Raw genomic sequence first — 17,992 nt, 5'->3', positions numbered from 1 at the left:
TTTATGTCAGAAGAGGCTGCTAAATGGGTGAAGGTGTTTGGTGATACGTTCTTTGAAGCCTTATATAAGATATATAATTGGAATTGGGATAAAACTAATAGAAGACTTGGGGTTGTTGGTACATGGATTAATGATATAGTACATGAGAGAATACCCCCTTTGATCCTCGCAGAGTTAAGGAAAAATAATCCTAAAAATGACAATGGGAACAGAAATTATAAGTATCATCAGTCCCTTACAATGGAAATAGGCCCCCTAAATTGAGACAGCATCTCGAGGCTATTCACATAATTACTACTATATCGAATTGCAATTGGGCCAGATTCATGCACAATATAGATAAAGCATATTCTAAACAATATCAGCAATTGGATATAGACTTTGACTTTGATGACGTAAAATAGCATGAATAAAGCAGAATATTTGTTGTAAAAGCTGTATTTATTATTTTGATAATCCTTTGCCTACATCACACATAAATACTATCTTTGTCCCATAGTAAGCGCTAAAAAAATAACTTGTGACAGTTTTCGATGAAAGAAGGATGTTTTATCTTATTAAATCATCTTTATGTATATCAAGTTGTTTTTTAGCAATTACATAAGTTAAGAAAAGCATGGCATCTAATAAAAATACATATAATAAGATTTTAGAGAAGGCGGCAACCAATTGGGGGATGTTGACCTTGGCCGCAGCTATTTTTGGAATGGGGTTTACTGTTGCCCTTTTCATTAATGATAGATCTAAAAATATTGAGATGAATGATAGGCAAATCGAATACTATAATTCTATAAAAGAAAGAGATAATATAATTATCGATCTGAAAGGAGAGTTGATGATTTTAAAAATTCAAATTGAAAATAAAAAGGAGAATACAAAAAATGAAAACAAATAAAGATATTATACTTGTTATATTAGCGGGGCTTTCCATCTGCTTAGGAATTCTTTTGTATTTTAGTGTTGATTATTCTAAGCATCTTGAAAACCAAGTTTCTAAAATGAATCTGGTAATAAATAGAGATTCATTATCAAAAGATTATTTAGATAAAACAACATGGGAGACAGATGATCTTATTAAATTCTCAAATAATCAGACCGATGAAGTGATAAAACTTAGGAAAGAAAAGGAAATGCTTTTAGATAGCTTGAGAGAATCTTCTACTTTTTTAGATATAGCAAAGCGGCAATATGGGATGGTGTTTGAAAAAAAAGCATATAAGAAAGGCTCGGTAGTAGGTAATAGTTTTAGGGTATATTCAAGCAAATTAGATTCTGCATTAATGCTTTTACATGTGTATCGAGATAAATTAAAATATAATAGAAAAGATAATTCGTGGACTGTAGAATAGATATAAGCAGTTCTTTTCCCTAAGCAAAGCTTCATCTCTCTGATTCGAGGCTTTCTTTTGCCCTTATCGGAAAGAAATAGTATCTTCGCACTGTAGAAGCATCTTATCATTAAGTTGCTGGCCTCGATTCTTAGGAGTCGGGGCTTTTCATTCAAGAGAAATCTTTCTATACCCGAAAAACTGATTCCCTTATCTAGAATTTATAATTGTTCTCAGCCTTTTATCTCCATATCTTTGTTATGAAAGTTTGAATATAAGCGAATTTCGAAAATTCCAACGATACGAAGTGGAGATGACAAAGGTTGGTATTGCAACCTTAATATTGGATTATAGAGGATAAGTAAAATGGAGTTTTTTATTGGATTCTGAGTGAGTATAATTTATTTGATGATTTTAAATAGATATACCATATTGAATATAATATCTGTATTTTAATTATATTTGCAACCTAATACTAGCCTAGGTTATTTATGATTATAAAGCAAAGTAAACGGCATATCTTATTTTTAAAGAATAAAAGTGGTAGATCATTACGAAGAAAGATTCGCTCTAAAAGGAAAAGAAAGCTAAGAAGAATTCTAAAAGCTAGTGGAATAATGTATATAAATAAGTCTATTCCTAATAGCTCAAAGAATAGACGTCGTAAAGAAATTGAATTGAAAGTTCCAAGTAATTTTGATCTGTTCAATAATCAAGAAGATGTGCTTTTTTTTATTGTAAAATTATTAAACTATAAGACTGATTATAGAATTAAGACTATACAGCTTGATCTAGTTGATATAGACAAACTTGATTCAACAGCTATATGTATGCTATTATCTGTAATTAAAGAATTGTCAAATATTGGCATTTGTGTACAAGGGAATTGTCCAATTAATATAGATTGCAAGAAAATGTTTGTAGAATCAGGTTTTTTAAACCATATGATTGATGATTCAGGAAATCACTTTTCTTCAAGTAAGAATCTAATAATAGAAACAGGTACAAATAAGACAAGGAATCGAAATATTGGTTCTGTTATAAGTAAGGCTATGGAATTTTTAAATTCAACCAAGAAACATTTCCAACCTGCATATTCAGTAGCAATGGAAATTTGTGCAAATTCCGTAGAGCATGCTTATAAAGGAAGAAAGAAACACTGGATAATTGGTTTACATAAAAATGATGATAATAGTGTGACTTTCACGATGTGTGATACTGGTTGTGGTATTTTATCGACTCTTCAAAAGAAGTATAAAAGAGATATAGAGCAATATTTATTTGGAAAAACAAATTGCGATATTTTATATAGAGCCTTTGAACGTAAATATGGATCAATGACCGGGGAGGTTAATAGAAATAGAGGGCTACCCTGTATATTGGATAAATTTCAGAGTGGTTACATAAAAGGGTTAAAGGTTTTAACAAATGATGTGTTCTTAGACTTTAAAACAAAATCTAATAACAGATTGTTAAATAGTAAATTCCCAGGAGTTTTGTTTTCTTGGGTAATAGATAACGATTGTATAAATTTGTAAATAGTTATATGGTATGCAGATAAATATATTGAAAGATTTTAGTGAGTATCCAGGGCCTAGATATTGTACTCAAGGAACTGATTCTGGTGAGAGCTTTTATCACAAGATATTGAATGATAGTTTTAAAATGGCCTATGAAAATCAAACTATATTGGAAATTGACATTGACAATACAGCTGGCTACATGTCTTCATTCTGGGATGAATCTATTGGGAATTTAGTATATGATTTTACGCAAGATATTGTAAAAAAGTATATAAAAATCATATCAGCAGAAGAACCTATTTGGATAAATTTAATTTTTAATAAAATTATTCCAGAGTGGGAAGAAAGGCGCATAAAAAAAGAGGAGCCCAAAAAAACGAAGGAACATCGGGCATGGTTTAAATTGATTGATGGTAATCTACAAAAGAAAATATGGATTAAATGTTGATTATGTTATGTAATATTACTGAATGGATATCAATTGGCGTAGATATCCTTATGGGGGGATTAGTTGCATTTGTTTTAGCTTATACTGTTCCTAAAAAGCTAAACGATGACAGGGCCTTAAAAGATTTTTTTATTGATGAAATGCGAACTCTAAAAAAAGAATATAATGATTTCTGTAAGAATATGTGTTTGGGTAAAATAACTTCTTCTGATATAACAGAAACCTTTAAACAAATAAGTATGAGGATTGCAGATGTGGAGAGATGTGTTAATAGAGAATTGGATATAGATGTATCAATTCAATCTTATGTAACTGATTGCCAAATATTAGTGACTAATTCTGATGAAATTAACGAGATGTTTCGAGATTCTGCCGTAACATTTGTTCGTAATACCAAAAATCAAATATCTTCTAAACAAGATATATTTAATAGAAATATAATGTCTGCTATCGCAAATATAAATAGAGCAAATAAAAAAACGAAATAATTGTAAACTTTCTAAAGTAGATCATATGTTCTTAAACTCTTGATTGATATAGAGATGATCCTTATGCTTGACTATGGTATAATAAGAAAATGATTTTTAACAAGAACTATTGTAATGGGCGGATAAGACGGAAGTGCCTTAGTTTTTACGTCGCTTTTATTGTTGATGTGAAAAAATGTGTCGAATACCGATGTAATATGTGCGTTCGCAATCATTATTCTGCCTCATTTTACAACCTAGCGATTAATTGGCTGTATTAGATTAGGGCGATGATAAAAGGAATAAGCAAGGCGACTTATCCAGTCGCCTTGCTTTGTTATAACATCATCATTTGCATTTGCGCGCGTAAATTTATGTAATCTTTGAATATTGCGGGGTTTTGAACATATTCTACTACCCTTTTTATAGCCGCATCCGCTTGTTGCTGTTTAACCTTTACATACACATTAATGGTGATTCCTGTTTTTATTGAATGTCCTAAGCAATATTCTATGACAGGGTAGGGGATACCTATTTCGGCCGCAAACTGAGCGAATGTTTTTCTTGCTGAGTAATAAGTTAAGCTATTCTCAATATGAAGCTCTTTTGCCAGTAACTTCATACACGTATTGATATAGCATTGCAGATTCTTTTGCGTGTAGCTATATCCAAAATCTAACATCCCATTTGGGGTTATATATTTGTTGATGATTTGTCTAACTTCGGGAATGATGTTTAATCTTGTTGCTCGATTTTTGCGCTTATGATCTTTGCTTTTTTGTCGCTTGTATTCGATGTCATTCTCAGAGAAGTTTATTTGTATAAGATCGGCAAAGTTAATACCACCCAGATAAAAGGATAGCAAAAATAAGTCTTTTGCTAACGATAGTCTTTTGCTATGTGATACGTCACAATTGATTATTTTTCTAACACTTTCTACGCTTATATCTATTTCCTTTATGTCGGGTGTTGGAAGTTTAGTATAAGCAAATGGATGCGCCTCGCATCGAAGTAGCCCATTTTTAATGGCTTCATTTATTCTCGCTTTAATATGACATAGGCGAATTTGGCGTCCTCCATCGCTATAATTATTTGCTTTCATCCATCTGTCGAAATGCTCTATAGTGATATGATTCATTATAATCATTGGCACATCACCTTCGGCCGCTTCGAACACTTTTAATGTATCTTCGTTCATTTTCGCATAACTTTCCCGGCCTTCTGACGAAAGCTCTTTTATACGATTGCGCATAAAGTCATTGAAGGTGATTATAGAAGGGACTACGTTTTCTTGTTGGATAAGTATCATCTTTAATTGAGATGCTGTATAACAGTCGTTATTCTCAATATAGGATAACCTTTCTGTGTATTTTTTCAGTTCAAAGGCTAGTCTTTTATTCATCATTGTAGCGTCCGTACGGGCGACTACTTTCCCGTTATACCATTCTGAAACATCATTCAACTGATACTCTGTTTTAATATATGCCTTCTGTTTTTTGGCTGAGATGCGCAACAAGACAGGAAATTTGTTTTCTGTTGTTGGTTTAGCCTTTAGAATAGTAAATGATAATGTTGCCATAAGCTATTGTTTTGTGACACCCCATCAGACACCCCTAATGATTCGTGGGTGATTCAGTGGCACTTTTTTTAATAGCTTTGTAAACTGCCTCCTATGGTTAACTCTTTTATATTGAATGTTTTATATCTCTTATAAAAGAGCCGCTAGCCAGACTTGAACTGGCGACCTACGCGTTACGAATGCGTTGCTCTACCAACTGAGCTATAGCGGCGTTGCATTTTATCGTTTACGGCGTGCAAAATTACATCTTTATTTTTAAAAACAAAATGAATCTATACTTTTTTCGTGATATTTTCTCTGAAAATGTTTATAAAATAAAAAGGTTGAGGATTAAATTAGAAAATAGTTGTAGATTCAAATATTAAAACTCATCTTTGCATATTTACTGATAAATCTACTTTTATATTACTATGAATATACGATTTTATTATAAGTATCTTTCATCACGAGTTGCTTCAAAATGGCTGATACTTGCTGTCGATGTTCTTTTAGTGATTTTTTCAATGTTTTTGGCGAGCCTTTTGCAAATAGGTTTGTCTGTGTTAGTTTTTGAATTCTCACTATGGGTGTGGACAACTCTATTCTGCGTAATATGTAATGTGTGTTTCTTTCATCTGAATCGTACTTATGTAGGAGTAATTCGCTATTCTTCCTTTATTGACATTTCTCGTATTTTTATTTCTTTAACTCTGGGCTATTTTGTTGTTTGTATCGGCAATTTGCTTTGGATAGGGTGGAGTGGAGGAGAAGTTCTGCCGATTAGTGTTATTCTTACAGCTTATATAGTTAATTTTTCCTTGATGGTTTGTTTGCGAATCTTGGTGAAAATGATACATGAGTTGATGACTTTTGATCGTAGGCACAGTATTCGCGTTTTTGTCTATGGTTCAAAAGGGTCTGGTATTAATATTGCCAAATCGCTACGGGTTAGTAGAAGTAATCATTTTAGATTGAAAGGGTTTATTTCTGATGATACGGGATTTATTGGGAAGCAAACAATGGGTTGCCGGGTATACGCGAATAATGAGTCTTTGTTTGATATATTAGAAGAAGAAAGGGTCGAGGCTATTATTGTTTCTTCCGAGAAAGTACATCGCCTTGAAACTTCCGGCATGATTGATCGGTTGATAGCTGAAGATATCCGTATTCTTACAGTACCTCCTATCAATGATCTTGGAAGGCAAGGCGTGCAAATAAAAGATATACAGATTGAAGATTTGTTACAACGGGATCCAATACATGTTGATATCCGGAAAATATCTTCACACATTGAAGGGAAGCGGATTATGATCACGGGAGCTGCTGGGTCTATAGGACGTGAGATGGTTAGGCAGATAGCGGGGCTGAACCCATATAAGTTGATTTTGGTTGACCAGGCGGAGTCTCCGTTACATAATGTGCAATTAGAATTACTGGATAATTGGCGGGATATTGATGCTAAAATGTTGGTGGCTGATGTAACTAATCGAACGAGGATGGAGTATATTTATAAGGAGTATCGGCCGCAATATGTTTTTCATGCTGCTGCTTATAAGCATGTGCCAATGATGGAGGATAATGTGTCTGAAGCGATACAGGTGAATGTATTGGGAACTTGCATTATGGCCGACTTGGCTGTGAAATATGGCGTAGATAAGTTTGTGATGGTTTCTACAGATAAAGCTGTTAATCCGACCAATGTTATGGGGTGCAGTAAAAGGCTTGCCGAGATCTATGTTCAGTCCCTTGCTCGTAAGTTATCTAAATATGCAAAAGATGGGGCACAAGTGAAGTTTATCACAACTCGTTTTGGAAATGTACTCGGATCAAATGGCTCTGTAATACCCAGATTTAAGCAGCAGATAGAAAAGGGTGGTCCGGTGACTGTGACACATCCTCAGGTTATACGTTATTTTATGACTATTCCAGAGGCTTGTCAGTTGGTATTGGAGGCTGGAAGCATGGGAAATGGAGGTGAAATCTATATTTTTGATATGGGTAATCCTGTGAAGATTGTTGATTTGGCGCGAAGAATGATTTATTTAAGTGGGCAGAAAAATATAAAAATAGAGTTTACCGGATTAAGACATGGTGAGAAGCTGTATGAAGAGTTGCTGAATGTAAAAGAGTCTACTTGTCCTACTTATCATGAAAAAATAATGATAGCAAAAGTTCGTGAATATGATTATGAGGAGATAAAGCAAGAAATTCAAAGGTTAATAGATTTGAGTTATACTTCCGACACCATGGGCATTGTTGCTTCTATGAAAAAGATCGTTCCAGAGTTTGTTAGTAAGAATTCTGAGTTTGAGATATTGGATAAAGCCTCTTTTTAATCTATTTTCGAAAACTTAGGAATGAAATAAATGTATATTATGAAAATAATATGTTACCTTTGTGCCCGGTTTATAATTTATTAGAGGAACACTAAAGATTAATCAGAATATCTTATGCGTAGATTTATTACACTATTCTTCTTGATTTTTACCTTATCCGGTGTAGCTGTAGCTCAGCAAATGTCCGATGATCAGGTCGTACAGTATGTAAAAGATGCTCAAAAGATGGGTAAAACTCAGAAGCAGATTACAACAGAGTTGATGAGAAGAGGCGTTACGAAGGAACAGGTCGAGCGTATTCAGGAAAAATATGAAAATGGAAATGGTAGTACAAGTACACAGAGTAACCAGAATACAACAAGGTCTCGTACACGTACTCAGCAAAATGATGAAAGTGACTATTCGAATCGTTCTCAGAAAAACCTGAAGGATCAGAAAAATCAAAAGAATCAGAAAAATATAAAAGGTCTCCGTCAATCGGCTAACCAGAAAAATAAACGGGGTATGGGCGATGATAATCAGGAAATGACTGATGAGGACATGATGTATGAAGAGGATTGGTCTGATGAATATATGATGAAACCGGAAGAGGATCCGACACAACAGATTTTTGGACATAATATCTTCACTAACGAGAATCTTACATTCGAGCCTAATGTAAATATTGCTACTCCTGTAAACTATCGCTTGGGTCCTGGAGACGAGGTGATTATAGATGTTTGGGGAGCTTCTCAGACAACAATAAGACAGACTATTTCGCCAGAGGGCAGTATTTTAGTTGATAATCTCGGTCCTATTTATTTAAGCGGGATGACTGTTCGTGAAGCTAATAATACGGTGCGTCGTGAATTTTCAAAAATCTATGCCGGCATTTCAGGTCCGAACCCTAACACCTCTGTCGATTTAACATTGGGGAATATACGTACTATCCAAATCAGTATTATGGGAGAAGTGGCTATACCGGGCACTTATGCGCTCTCGGCATTCTCTTCTGTATTCCATGCTTTGTATCGCGCTGGTGGCGTTAATAAGATCGGTAGTCTGCGTAGTATCAAAGTCGTGCGTAACGGTAAGAAAATAGCCGATTTGGATGTTTACGATTTTATAATGAAAGGTAAATTGAATGACGATGTCCGCTTGCAAGACGGTGATGTGGTTATTGTTGATCCTTATGAATCCTTAGTACAAATTACTGGCAAGGTAAAAAGACCAATGTTTTATGAAATGAAACCTTCCGAGACGATGGCCACTATTTTGAAATACTCAGGAGGATTCACTGGAGATGCTTATAAGAAAGCTATACGCCTGATTCGTAAAACGGGTCGTGAACATCAAGTATATAATGTGGACGAAATGGACTATTCGGTATTTAAACTGGATGATGGAGACGTTTTAGCTGTTGATTCGGTATTAGAACGTTTTGAGAATCGTGTAGAAGTCCGTGGAGCTGTTTATCGTGCCGGTATGTATCAAATTGATGGTACTGTAAATACTGTAAAACAGCTAATAAAGAAAGCTGAAGGGGTAAGAGGAGATGCTTTTTTGAATCGTGCCATTATCGATCGTGAAAACGACGACCTTACTCATGAAATGATTCAAATTGATCTGAAGGGATTGTTGAATGGCACAGTCGCTGATATTCCTCTTCAGAAGAATGATATACTTTATATTCCAAGTATTGAAGATTTGAAAGAAGAAGCGACACTTACTATTCATGGCGAGGTTGCCAATCCGGGTACTTACTTATACTCGTCGAATATGTCGGTTGAGGATCTTGTTTTGCAGGCCGGTGGATTATTAGAAGCTGCTTCAACAGCTCGTGTTGATGTGTCCCGTCGAATTAAAAATTCAAAAAGTACAGAATTGAGCAATGTGGTTGGTAAGACTTTCTCTTTTGAGTTGAAGGATGGTTTCCTTGTTGGAGGCGATCAGGATTTCCATTTGGAGCCTTTTGATGAGGTGTATATTCGTCGTAGTCCTGCTTATCATCAACAACAAAATGTTACGGTTGGCGGTGAAGTTTTATTTGGTGGTCGCTATGCGTTATCGAAAAAGAATGAACGCCTTAGTGACTTGATTGCCAAGGCCGGTGGGATTACTCAAGATGCTTATGTAAAAGGTGCGCGTTTGATTCGTAAAATGACTGAAGAGGAATTACGGCGCAAGGAAGATGCGCTCCGCATGGCTAATAAAGGTGGGGCTGATTCTATCTCTGTCAAGACACTGGATGTTTCTGATACTTATTCTGTGGGTATAGAATTGGAAAAGGCTTTGGCTAATCCCGGATCGGACTTTGATATGGTGTTGCGTGAAGGTGATATTCTGTTCGTGCCGGAATATGTAAGTACAGTAAAAATCAATGGTGCTGTAATGTATCCTAATACAGTCTTGTATAAGAAGGGTGAAAGTTTGAAGTACTATATTAATCAGGCTGGTGGTTTTGCAAGTCTTGCGAAAAAGAAAAGAGCTTTTGTTGTCTATATGAATGGTACCGTTTCTCGTCTGCGTACAGGTAATTCCAAGGCAATAGAACCGGGATGTGAGATTATTGTGCCAAGTAAGGATCCGAAGAAGAGAATGTCGGCAGCCGAAATTATAGGAATGGGTACTTCTGCGGCTTCATTAGCTACTATGATTGCAACTATGGTTAACCTTTTTAAGTAATGACTATGACTGAAGATAAGAATATAAATAAAACGACTCCACAACCTGAAGAACAAGAGATCGATTTGATAGAGTTGGCTCAGAAAGTTTGGGCTGGTCGGAAATTGGTATTTAAAGTTTGTGGGATTGCCCTGTTGGTAGGCCTTGTGGTAGCTTTTAGTATTCCCAAAGAATATTCTACTAGTGTGACGCTGGCGCCTGAGACTGGTAGTAAGTCATCTACAGGAGGTATGGGAGCATTAGCTGCTATGGCTGGTATCAATATTGGCAGTTCAAGTGGAGAAGATGCTCTTTCTCCCGAATTATATCCGGATATTGTCAGCTCTACGCCATTCTTGTTGGAAATGTTTGATGTAAAAGTGACTGACCAGAAAGGCAAAATTAATACGACTCTATATGAGTACTTGGATAAACATCAGCGATCTCCATGGTGGGGGGCGATTGCATCAGCTCCTTTTAAAGCATTAGGTTGGGTGGTTTCTTTGTTTAAAGATACACCGGAAGAACTTGGAGACGCAAAAATAAATCCTTTTTGTCTGACTCCGGATCAGGCCGGGATTGCAGATGCTTTGAGTCATCGTATATCTGTTTCAGTAGATAAGAAAACAGGAGTGACTACACTTTCTGTAACAATGCAGGATCCGTTAATTTCTGCAGCTTTAACAGATACAGTAATGCATTGCTTGCAAAATTATATAACTGATTATCGCACAAATAAAGCGCGTCATGATTTGGCTTTTACGGAGAAACTATTTGATGAAGCTCAGGGGAACTACTATGAGGCTCAGCAGAAATATGCTCACTTCATGGATGGCAACCAGAATATCATTATGCAGAGTTTTCGTACAGAGCAAGAGCGCTTGCAAAATGAGGTAAATTTGGCTTATGGAGTGTTCACTCAAGTGGCGCAACAATTGCAAGTAGCGAAAGCTAAAGTACAGGAAATTACTCCTGTTTATACTGTAGTACAACCTGCAACAGTCCCTTTGAGACCGGCTAAACCTAATAAAATCATGATTTTAATTGGTTTTGTATTCTTAGCGGGTGTTGGTAGTATAGGATGGATTCTCTTTGTTAAAGATTTATTGAACGGATGGAAGAAACAGCCAGAAAAATAAAAGAAAATGCTTCTTGTTGGTATGCTGTATATACGGCACCAAGAGCAGAGAAGAAAGTGAAGGAACAACTGGATAAGATAGGTATTGATAACTACCTGCCTCTTCAGCCAGTGATTCGTATGTGGAACAACCGTAAGAAAAAGATTTTTATTCCTGTTGTTCCGGGATGTCTATTTGTATATATCTCCTCTGAAGAGATTGCACAAGTAACCAGTATTCATGGTGTAACTTTTTTGTTGAAGGAAAAGGGACGATATGTTTCTATACCTGAGGTGCAGATGGAAACTTTCAGAACGATGATAGAACGTTCCCATGAATTGGTTGAGTTCGCGCCTACAGATTTTGTTCCAGGAGCTACTGTACAGGTGATTCGTGGACAGTTGCAGGGATTAGTGGCTGAATTAGTTGAATGTCAGGGAAACAATAAGTTGTTACTTCGGATTGAAGGGTTGGGATGTGCTTTGGCTACAGTATCTGTAGATTGTGTAGTATCAAAAGAAAAACAATGAAACTGATTACCGAAGAACTTCTTGATAGAGTAACTGATCAGGCTAAGGAGAATTCACGTCTTCGAATGAATTATAATTTCCATGAATCCATGGAAGCTGCTATTCATAGGATGTTGAATGCTTTAGAGCCTGGAACTTATTTGCCCCCTCATCGCCATAAAAACCCGGATAAGGAAGAAGTTTACTTGGTTTTACGAGGGAGCTTATTGGCTATTTTATTTGATGATGAGGGTAATGTAATGGAAAAGGTCAATCTGAATCCGACTCAAGGTCGTTATGGGATTGAGATTCCTCCTTGCGTATGGCATACTATTATTGTCTTGGAATCAGGAACGGTTATTTATGAGATTAAGCAGGGGCCTTTTGTACCTCTTACTCCGGAGAATCTGGCATCTTGGGCACCTCCAGTTGCTGACAAGGAGGCTGCCCGATTATTTATGGAGCGAATGCTTGAGTTTTAACACTCAAACATTCTGCTTCTTGCAAGCATGCAAGCTCCTACGATACCTGCCCTGTCTTTAAGTTTTGATGTTACGATTGCTGAGTCTTTGTTTACTAAATTAAGTGAATATTTGCGGACGGCGGTTTTTATAGGTTGGGTGATATAGTCACCTGTAAGTGAAATTGTTCCACCGATAATGACAAGTTCTGGATTGAAGAGATTGATAAGTCCGGCAATTTGTTTTCCTAGTTTCTGCCCAATTTCTTCCACTATCTCAATACACAAAAGGTCTTCTTTGTTTACAGAAGCAATGATTTCGTCCAGTGTTATAGGATTATTGACATCTCCTATACGGCTGGATAAAATAGAGTTTTCTCCGTTTTGTATACGTTCTAACAAGATACGGTGTAGTGCGGAACCAGAAGCTTCGGTCTCAAGACAGCCTTTTTTGCCACAATGACAAATGATTTCATTATCAAAAGTGCTGGTATGGCCAAACTCTCCGGAAAATCCTGATTTGCCGGTATAAATTTTGCCATCGATAATAATTCCAACACCTAATCCCCAACTGATATTTACGAAAATAATATCCTTTTCACCGTTTACGCATCCCTTTAGATATTCTCCATAGGTCATGGCGCGTGTATCATTGTCTATAGTGACCTTATATCCTAATTTTTCTGCCAAGACTTCTGATAATGGACGTTCCTCAAAGTTAAACTGGCTGAAACTATATCCGGACTCCGGGTTGACACGACCTGAAACGTTTACATTGATATTCAGTATTTTCTCCTTGGCTATTGTCAGTTTCTTTATGAAGTTTGAAATGAGTTTGCATAATTCATTCAATCCCTCTATTGAATTCTCAAATTTATAAGGGATATTCATTTTAAGTTCCATCATGTCGCCCTTGAAGTTTATCAAACCGATATTAATAGCAAATCTTTTAATATCAACTCCTATGAAATAACCGGATTCCGGGTTTAGGCCATATAAATTAGGATGGCGCCCTCCACTTGTTTCTAATTTACCGTAGTCGTTAATATAGCCTTCCTCACACATTTCACTAATAAATTTTGTAACTGTGGGGACGCTAAGATCCAACTCTTTAGACAGGTCAGTAATTGTTGAACTGCCATTATATATATAATGTGTAATAATTTTCTTTTTGAGAAGAGCGCTTTTGGTTCCTAGTTCTATTTCTTTTAAAAGATGTTGTTTCATATAGATTAATTATTTTGGTAATATCTACAAAGATAGTTAATTTGTTTATTAATTCAGGTTTTTCAGGGTGAAAAGATGTTTCTCTATTGTTTTTAATTGATAATAATAGTGAATGAATTTTATTAAGCGGATGTTTGAATCTTCTTTTTATTAATAAAATATTTTATTATATGTTGATTGTTTAATAAATATGCGTATATTTGTACCGATATGCTAAGGATATTACGAGTGTATTATGAAAAACTAGTTCCTAATCCATATTAAAATTCTATATCATTAATATAAAAACGAAATTATCATGGAAAAGATTATTGGATTGATCAATGCTCCTTTTACTCCGTTTTATGAAAATGGAGAAGTAAATTATGAACCCATTGAAGCATATGCTAAGATGTTAGTAAAGAACGGTCTGCAAGGTGTATTCATTAATGGATCTTCTGGTGAAGGATATATGTTAACCGATGAAGAACGTATGAAACTCGCCGAACGTTGGGTAGAAGTTTCACCGGAAGGATTTAAGGTAATTGTACATGTAGGTAGTTGCTGTGTAAAGTCAAGTCGTAAGCTTGCCGAACATGCTCAGAAAATCGGTGCATGGGGAATTGGCGCTATGGCTCCTCCTTTTCCGAAAGTGGGTCGTGTCGAAGAACTCGTGAAATACTGTGAAGAAATAGCCTGTGGCGCTCCAAATCTTCCATTCTATTATTATCATATTCCTGCATTTAATGGAGCATTCTTATCAATGGTTTCATTTCTGGAGGCAGTAGATGGACGTATTCCGAATTTTGCGGGAATTAAATATACTTTTGAGAGTATGTATGAATACAATCAGTGCCGCTTGTATAAAGGAGGTAAATTTGATATGCTGCATGGGCAAGATGAAACCATTCTTCCATGTCTGGCTATGGGTGGTGCTCAAGGCGGCATTGGAGGAACTACCAATTATAATGGTGTAAATCTGGTTGGTATTATAGAAGCATGGAAAGCCGGAGATCTTGATAAAGCGCGCGAATTACAGAATTTCTCTCAGGAAGTTATTAATGTAATCTGTCATTTCCGAGGAAATATTGTAGGTGGAAAGCGGATTATGAAATTGATAGGATTGGATTTAGGTAAGAATCGTACTCCTTTCCAGAATATGACAGATGATGAAGAAATACGTATGAAAGCTGAGTTAGAGGCTATTCATTTCTTTGATCGTTGCAATAAGTTTTAAGATAAACTAATACTGCAATTGCTATGAATACTACAGAATATCTACAGACATGGTCTGACTCTTATAAAAATGACATGATAAGCAATATCATGCCCTTTTGGATGAAATATGGTTGGGATCGCAAAAACGGAGGTGTTTATACCTGCGTAGACCGAGATGGCCAGCTGATGGATACAACCAAATCTGTTTGGTTCCAAGGGAGATTTGCTTTTACATGTTCATATGCATATAATCACATTGAACATAATTCAGAATGGCTGGAAGCTGCGAAAAGTACCCTTGATTTTATTGAAGCACATTGTTTCGATACAGATGGGCGTATGTTTTTTGAAGTGACTGAAACGGGTTTGCCTATTCGTAAACGTCGTTATGTTTTCTCTGAAACATTTGCTGCCATTGCGATGTCGGAATATGCTATCGCATCGGGCGATCATAATTACGCTGTTAAAGCCTTGAAACTGTTCAATGATATCCGGCGCTTTCTTTCTACTCCTGGAATTCTGGAACCGAAATATTGTGAACGCGTACAGATGAAAGGACACTCTATTATTATGATTCTTATTAATGTAGCTTCACGTATTCGTGCTGCTATTAATGATCCGGTTCTTGATCAACAAATAGAGGAATCTATAGCCATTTTGCGTAAAGACTTCATGCATCCGGAGTTTAAAGCTTTGCTTGAAACAGTAGGTCCCAATGGAGAATTTATTGATACAAATGCTACTCGTACCATTAATCCTGGGCATTGTATCGAGACTTCGTGGTTTATTCTTGAAGAAGCTAAGAGTCGTAATTGGGATAAAGAGATGGTCGATACAGCGCTTACGATTCTTGATTGGTCCTGGGAATGGGGTTGGGATAAGGAATTTGGAGGTATTATAAACTTCCGTGACTGTCGAAACCTGCCTTCGCAAGATTACGCACATGATATGAAGTTCTGGTGGCCACAGACAGAAGCCATTATTGCAACATTATATGCATATCAAGCTACTAAAGATGAGAAATATTTGGCTATGCATAAACAAATCAGTGATTGGACTTATGCCCATTTCCCTGATCCGGAATTTGGTGAATGGTACGGTTATCTTCATCGTGACGGAACAATTTCTCAGCCTGCAAAAGGAAATTTGTTTAAGGGACCATTCCACATCCCTAGAATGATGACGAAAGGCTATGCACTTTGTCAGGAATTGCTGTCAGAAAAATAATCTCTTATTTATATCATGAAAAACTCAAAAATTTATCCTTGGATAGTGGTTGCCCTCCTATGGGGGGTAGCCCTACTCAATTATATGGACCGACAAATGCTTAGCACGATGAAAGATGCTATGCAAGTAGATATTGTAGAACTTCAGTCGGCAACTAATTTTGGCCGTTTAATGGCCGTTTTCCTTTGGATTTATGGTTTTATGAGCCCAATTTCTGGTATGATTGCCGATAGACTGAATCGTAAATGGTTGATTGTTGGCAGTCTTTTTGTTTGGTCTTTTGTGACCTATTTAATGGGAGTTGCAGAAACATTTAATCAAGTCTTTTGGTTACGTGCATTGATGGGAGTGAGCGAAGCTCTTTATATTCCGGCCGGCCTTTCTTTAATTGCTGATTATCATGGTGAAAAATCACGTTCTTTGGCGGTTGGTATTCACATGACCGGACTTTATACCGGACAGGCTATTGGTGGCTTTGGCGCTACGGTTGCGGCTGCTTTCTCTTGGCATACTACTTTTCATTGGTTTGGTATTATTGGTATTGCATATGCCTTTGTTTTGGTATTATTTTTAAGAGATAAAAAAGAGCATGTTAAAGTAGAACGTCCGGAACCTTCATCCAAGAATGGCGAGAAAGCAGGTTTGTTTAAAGGCTTATCATTACTATTCAGTAATATAGCTTTCTGGGTTATATTGCTTTATTTTGCGGCTCCTAGTTTGCCGGGATGGGCTACTAAAAATTGGCTTCCAACTTTGTTTGCTGAAAACCTTGATATTCCAATGTCACAGGCAGGACCTATGTCGACTATAACAATTGCACTATCTTCATTTATTGGTGTAATTTTAGGTGGTACTCTTTCTGATAAATGGGTACAAAAAAATATTCGTGGGCGTGTATATACCGGTGCAATTGGTTTGGGATTGACGATTCCCTCTTTGTTATTATTGGGATTTGGGCATAGTTTTGTTGCTGTTGTTGGGGCTGGGTTGTTATTCGGTATCGGCTATGGTATTTTTGATGCTAATAATATGCCTATTCTTTGTCAGTTCGTTTCTTCTAAATATCGTGCAACAGCATATGGCATCATGAATATGACAGGAGTATTTGCAGGAGCATTTATCACAGATTTGCTGGGTAAGTGGACCGATGGTGGAAATTTAGGTTTAGGTTTTGCCATGTTGGCTATCATTGTATTTATAGCACTGGCAGTACAACTCTACTTCCTGCGTCCGAAAACAGATAATATGGAATAAAAATAAAAGGAAATGATTGTATCTAATTTACAGAACAGCCAAAGGGTAGAAGGACTTCACCCACTGTTTAAAACTCTGTTTGATTACGTAAAAACACATGATTTACTTCATGCCGAATTAGGACGAATTGAGATAGATGGTGATAACTTATTTATTAATAATGTGAATCCTGAGTGTGTTACACGCGATAAACAAGTTTTGGAGTTACATCGCGATTACATTGATGTACATATTTTGTTGGAAGGAACAGAGACTATAGGCTGGAAAGCTATTGAAGATCTAAAGAGTGAAATGAAACCTTATGCGGCAGAAGGGGATTGTGCTCTTTACTCTGATGTGCCTACTACATTCGTTGATTTGCTCCCGGGACAATTCATGATTGTATATCCGGAGGATCCCCATGCTCCCCTTATCGGACAAGGTAAGATTCGTAAACTTATAGCAAAAGTTAAATTGTAGTTTGTTAAACGCATAATAAAAAAACGTCTGGATTGTTAATATTAATAATCCAGGCGTTTTTTATTATAGAGCTGTTATGTAAATTTCTATCATCATTGATTTGATAGATGTTTATTTTTTCTATGCAAATGGGAGAGGAGAGAGTTTCTTATTATAAGATTCTCTCTCCTCTATTTATATATTGCTTATAATCAGTGTTATTATGTTCTATATAAGGTAAATGTCTTTTTAGAGAGAA

General features: G+C 36.2%; 17 protein-coding genes and 1 tRNA gene. 15 read left to right on the top strand and 3 right to left on the bottom strand.

The window, feature by feature from the left end:
- Positions 1–3: 3 nt before the first annotated feature.
- The 6 genes from KO473_RS02580 (at position 4) to KO473_RS02555 (ending at position 3,787) form a co-directional block, all read left to right on the top strand.
- Positions 4–264, top strand: a complete 261-nt coding sequence (locus tag KO473_RS02580) for a P63C domain-containing protein (RefSeq protein ID WP_005819490.1) — start codon at positions 4–6, stop codon at positions 262–264.
- Between the two features lie 352 nt (positions 265–616).
- Entirely contained in the window at positions 617–895 is a 279-nt protein-coding gene (locus KO473_RS02575; protein ID WP_005819491.1) for a hypothetical protein, read from the top strand.
- A complete protein-coding gene (locus tag KO473_RS02570; RefSeq protein WP_005819492.1) occupies positions 882–1,349 on the top strand; it encodes a hypothetical protein in 468 nt (155 codons plus the stop codon). Before KO473_RS02575 ends, KO473_RS02570 begins: the two co-directional genes overlap by 14 nt.
- A 470-nt stretch (positions 1,350–1,819) precedes the next feature.
- Positions 1,820–2,866, top strand: coding sequence for an ATP-binding protein (locus KO473_RS02565; protein WP_032537364.1), 1,047 nt, complete (start codon positions 1,820–1,822; stop codon positions 2,864–2,866).
- Between the two features lie 13 nt (positions 2,867–2,879).
- Complete coding sequence (locus tag KO473_RS02560) at positions 2,880–3,299, top strand: STAS-like domain-containing protein (protein ID WP_005819496.1); 420 nt, start codon at positions 2,880–2,882, stop codon at positions 3,297–3,299.
- Positions 3,293–3,787 carry a hypothetical protein gene (locus KO473_RS02555; protein WP_005819498.1) on the top strand — a complete coding sequence of 165 codons (495 nt, stop codon included), beginning with the start codon at positions 3,293–3,295 and terminating at the stop codon, positions 3,785–3,787. Before KO473_RS02560 ends, KO473_RS02555 begins: the two co-directional genes overlap by 7 nt.
- Positions 3,788–4,103: 316 nt before the next feature.
- Here KO473_RS02555 and KO473_RS02550 read toward each other — a convergent pair whose 3' ends face one another.
- Together KO473_RS02550 and KO473_RS02545 are read right to left on the bottom strand one after the other, a co-directional pair.
- The gene (locus KO473_RS02550) at positions 4,104–5,345 is read right to left on the bottom strand and encodes a phage integrase SAM-like domain-containing protein (RefSeq protein WP_005819502.1); all 1,242 of its coding nucleotides are present in this window, start codon (positions 5,343–5,345) and stop codon (positions 4,104–4,106) included.
- A gap of 138 nt (positions 5,346–5,483) precedes the next feature.
- Positions 5,484–5,556 (bottom strand) — tRNA-Thr (locus tag KO473_RS02545).
- Positions 5,557–5,755: 199 nt separating this feature from the next.
- On the opposite strand from KO473_RS02545, the gene KO473_RS02540 reads away from it, so the two are divergent.
- The 5 genes from KO473_RS02540 to KO473_RS02520 all read left to right on the top strand — a co-directional run bounded on the left by KO473_RS02540 (position 5,756) and on the right by KO473_RS02520 (position 12,412).
- Positions 5,756–7,660, top strand: coding sequence for a nucleoside-diphosphate sugar epimerase/dehydratase (locus tag KO473_RS02540; protein ID WP_005776487.1), 1,905 nt, complete (start codon positions 5,756–5,758; stop codon positions 7,658–7,660).
- A gap of 114 nt (positions 7,661–7,774) precedes the next feature.
- Positions 7,775–10,324: an SLBB domain-containing protein gene (locus KO473_RS02535; protein ID WP_005809019.1), complete on the top strand. Its 2,550-nt coding sequence runs from the start codon at positions 7,775–7,777 to the stop codon at positions 10,322–10,324.
- A 5-nt stretch (positions 10,325–10,329) separates the two neighbouring features.
- Positions 10,330–11,442 carry a Wzz/FepE/Etk N-terminal domain-containing protein gene (locus KO473_RS02530; protein WP_032530691.1) on the top strand — a complete coding sequence of 371 codons (1,113 nt, stop codon included), beginning with the start codon at positions 10,330–10,332 and terminating at the stop codon, positions 11,440–11,442.
- The gene (locus tag KO473_RS02525; protein ID WP_005819503.1) at positions 11,418–11,951 is read left to right on the top strand and encodes a UpxY family transcription antiterminator; all 534 of its coding nucleotides are present in this window, start codon (positions 11,418–11,420) and stop codon (positions 11,949–11,951) included. The genes KO473_RS02530 and KO473_RS02525 overlap by 25 nt, the downstream gene beginning before the upstream one ends.
- Positions 11,948–12,412: a WbuC family cupin fold metalloprotein gene (locus KO473_RS02520; protein ID WP_005776491.1), complete on the top strand. Its 465-nt coding sequence runs from the start codon at positions 11,948–11,950 to the stop codon at positions 12,410–12,412. The genes KO473_RS02525 and KO473_RS02520 overlap by 4 nt, the downstream gene beginning before the upstream one ends.
- Here KO473_RS02520 and KO473_RS02515 read toward each other — a convergent pair.
- Positions 12,409–13,617 carry an ROK family transcriptional regulator gene (locus KO473_RS02515; RefSeq protein WP_005776492.1) on the bottom strand — a complete coding sequence of 403 codons (1,209 nt, stop codon included), beginning with the start codon at positions 13,615–13,617 and terminating at the stop codon, positions 12,409–12,411. The genes KO473_RS02520 and KO473_RS02515 overlap by 4 nt on opposite strands.
- 298 nt (positions 13,618–13,915) lie before the next feature.
- On the opposite strand from KO473_RS02515, the gene KO473_RS02510 reads away from it, so the two are divergent.
- From KO473_RS02510 to KO473_RS02495, 4 genes are read left to right on the top strand one after another with little or no spacing between them, the layout of a single operon-like run.
- Positions 13,916–14,833: a dihydrodipicolinate synthase family protein gene (locus KO473_RS02510; protein ID WP_005776494.1), complete on the top strand. Its 918-nt coding sequence runs from the start codon at positions 13,916–13,918 to the stop codon at positions 14,831–14,833.
- Between the two features lie 23 nt (positions 14,834–14,856).
- Entirely contained in the window at positions 14,857–16,041 is a 1,185-nt protein-coding gene (locus KO473_RS02505) for an AGE family epimerase/isomerase (RefSeq protein ID WP_005776495.1), read from the top strand.
- A 15-nt stretch (positions 16,042–16,056) separates the two neighbouring features.
- Positions 16,057–17,295 carry an MFS transporter gene (locus tag KO473_RS02500; protein ID WP_005819504.1) on the top strand — a complete coding sequence of 413 codons (1,239 nt, stop codon included), beginning with the start codon at positions 16,057–16,059 and terminating at the stop codon, positions 17,293–17,295.
- A gap of 12 nt (positions 17,296–17,307) precedes the next feature.
- A complete protein-coding gene (locus KO473_RS02495; RefSeq protein WP_005776497.1) occupies positions 17,308–17,754 on the top strand; it encodes a YhcH/YjgK/YiaL family protein in 447 nt (148 codons plus the stop codon).
- Positions 17,755–17,992 lie beyond the last annotated feature (238 nt).

The organism is Bacteroides sp. HF-4919, assembly GCF_018860125.1.
This window is presented reverse-complemented; position numbering and strand designations above follow the sequence as displayed.

Bases quoted from the DNA above. Each gene is read 5' to 3' on its own strand.
- KO473_RS02580 (WP_005819490.1), top strand. From the start codon at position 4: ATGTCAGAAGAGGCTGCTAAATGGGTGAAGGTGTTTGGTGATACGTTC.
- KO473_RS02575 (WP_005819491.1), top strand. From the start codon at position 617: ATGGCATCTAATAAAAATACATATAATAAGATTTTAGAGAAGGCGGCA.
- KO473_RS02570 (WP_005819492.1), top strand. From the start codon at position 882: ATGAAAACAAATAAAGATATTATACTTGTTATATTAGCGGGGCTTTCC.
- KO473_RS02565 (WP_032537364.1), top strand. From the start codon at position 1,820: ATGATTATAAAGCAAAGTAAACGGCATATCTTATTTTTAAAGAATAAA.
- KO473_RS02560 (WP_005819496.1), top strand. From the start codon at position 2,880: ATGCAGATAAATATATTGAAAGATTTTAGTGAGTATCCAGGGCCTAGA.
- KO473_RS02555 (WP_005819498.1), top strand. From the start codon at position 3,293: ATGTTGATTATGTTATGTAATATTACTGAATGGATATCAATTGGCGTA.
- KO473_RS02550 (WP_005819502.1), bottom strand. From the start codon at position 5,345: ATGGCAACATTATCATTTACTATTCTAAAGGCTAAACCAACAACAGAA.
- KO473_RS02540 (WP_005776487.1), top strand. From the start codon at position 5,756: ATGAATATACGATTTTATTATAAGTATCTTTCATCACGAGTTGCTTCA.
- KO473_RS02535 (WP_005809019.1), top strand. From the start codon at position 7,775: ATGCGTAGATTTATTACACTATTCTTCTTGATTTTTACCTTATCCGGT.
- KO473_RS02530 (WP_032530691.1), top strand. From the start codon at position 10,330: ATGACTGAAGATAAGAATATAAATAAAACGACTCCACAACCTGAAGAA.
- KO473_RS02525 (WP_005819503.1), top strand. From the start codon at position 11,418: ATGGAAGAAACAGCCAGAAAAATAAAAGAAAATGCTTCTTGTTGGTAT.
- KO473_RS02520 (WP_005776491.1), top strand. From the start codon at position 11,948: ATGAAACTGATTACCGAAGAACTTCTTGATAGAGTAACTGATCAGGCT.
- KO473_RS02515 (WP_005776492.1), bottom strand. From the start codon at position 13,617: ATGAAACAACATCTTTTAAAAGAAATAGAACTAGGAACCAAAAGCGCT.
- KO473_RS02510 (WP_005776494.1), top strand. From the start codon at position 13,916: ATGGAAAAGATTATTGGATTGATCAATGCTCCTTTTACTCCGTTTTAT.
- KO473_RS02505 (WP_005776495.1), top strand. From the start codon at position 14,857: ATGAATACTACAGAATATCTACAGACATGGTCTGACTCTTATAAAAAT.
- KO473_RS02500 (WP_005819504.1), top strand. From the start codon at position 16,057: ATGAAAAACTCAAAAATTTATCCTTGGATAGTGGTTGCCCTCCTATGG.
- KO473_RS02495 (WP_005776497.1), top strand. From the start codon at position 17,308: ATGATTGTATCTAATTTACAGAACAGCCAAAGGGTAGAAGGACTTCAC.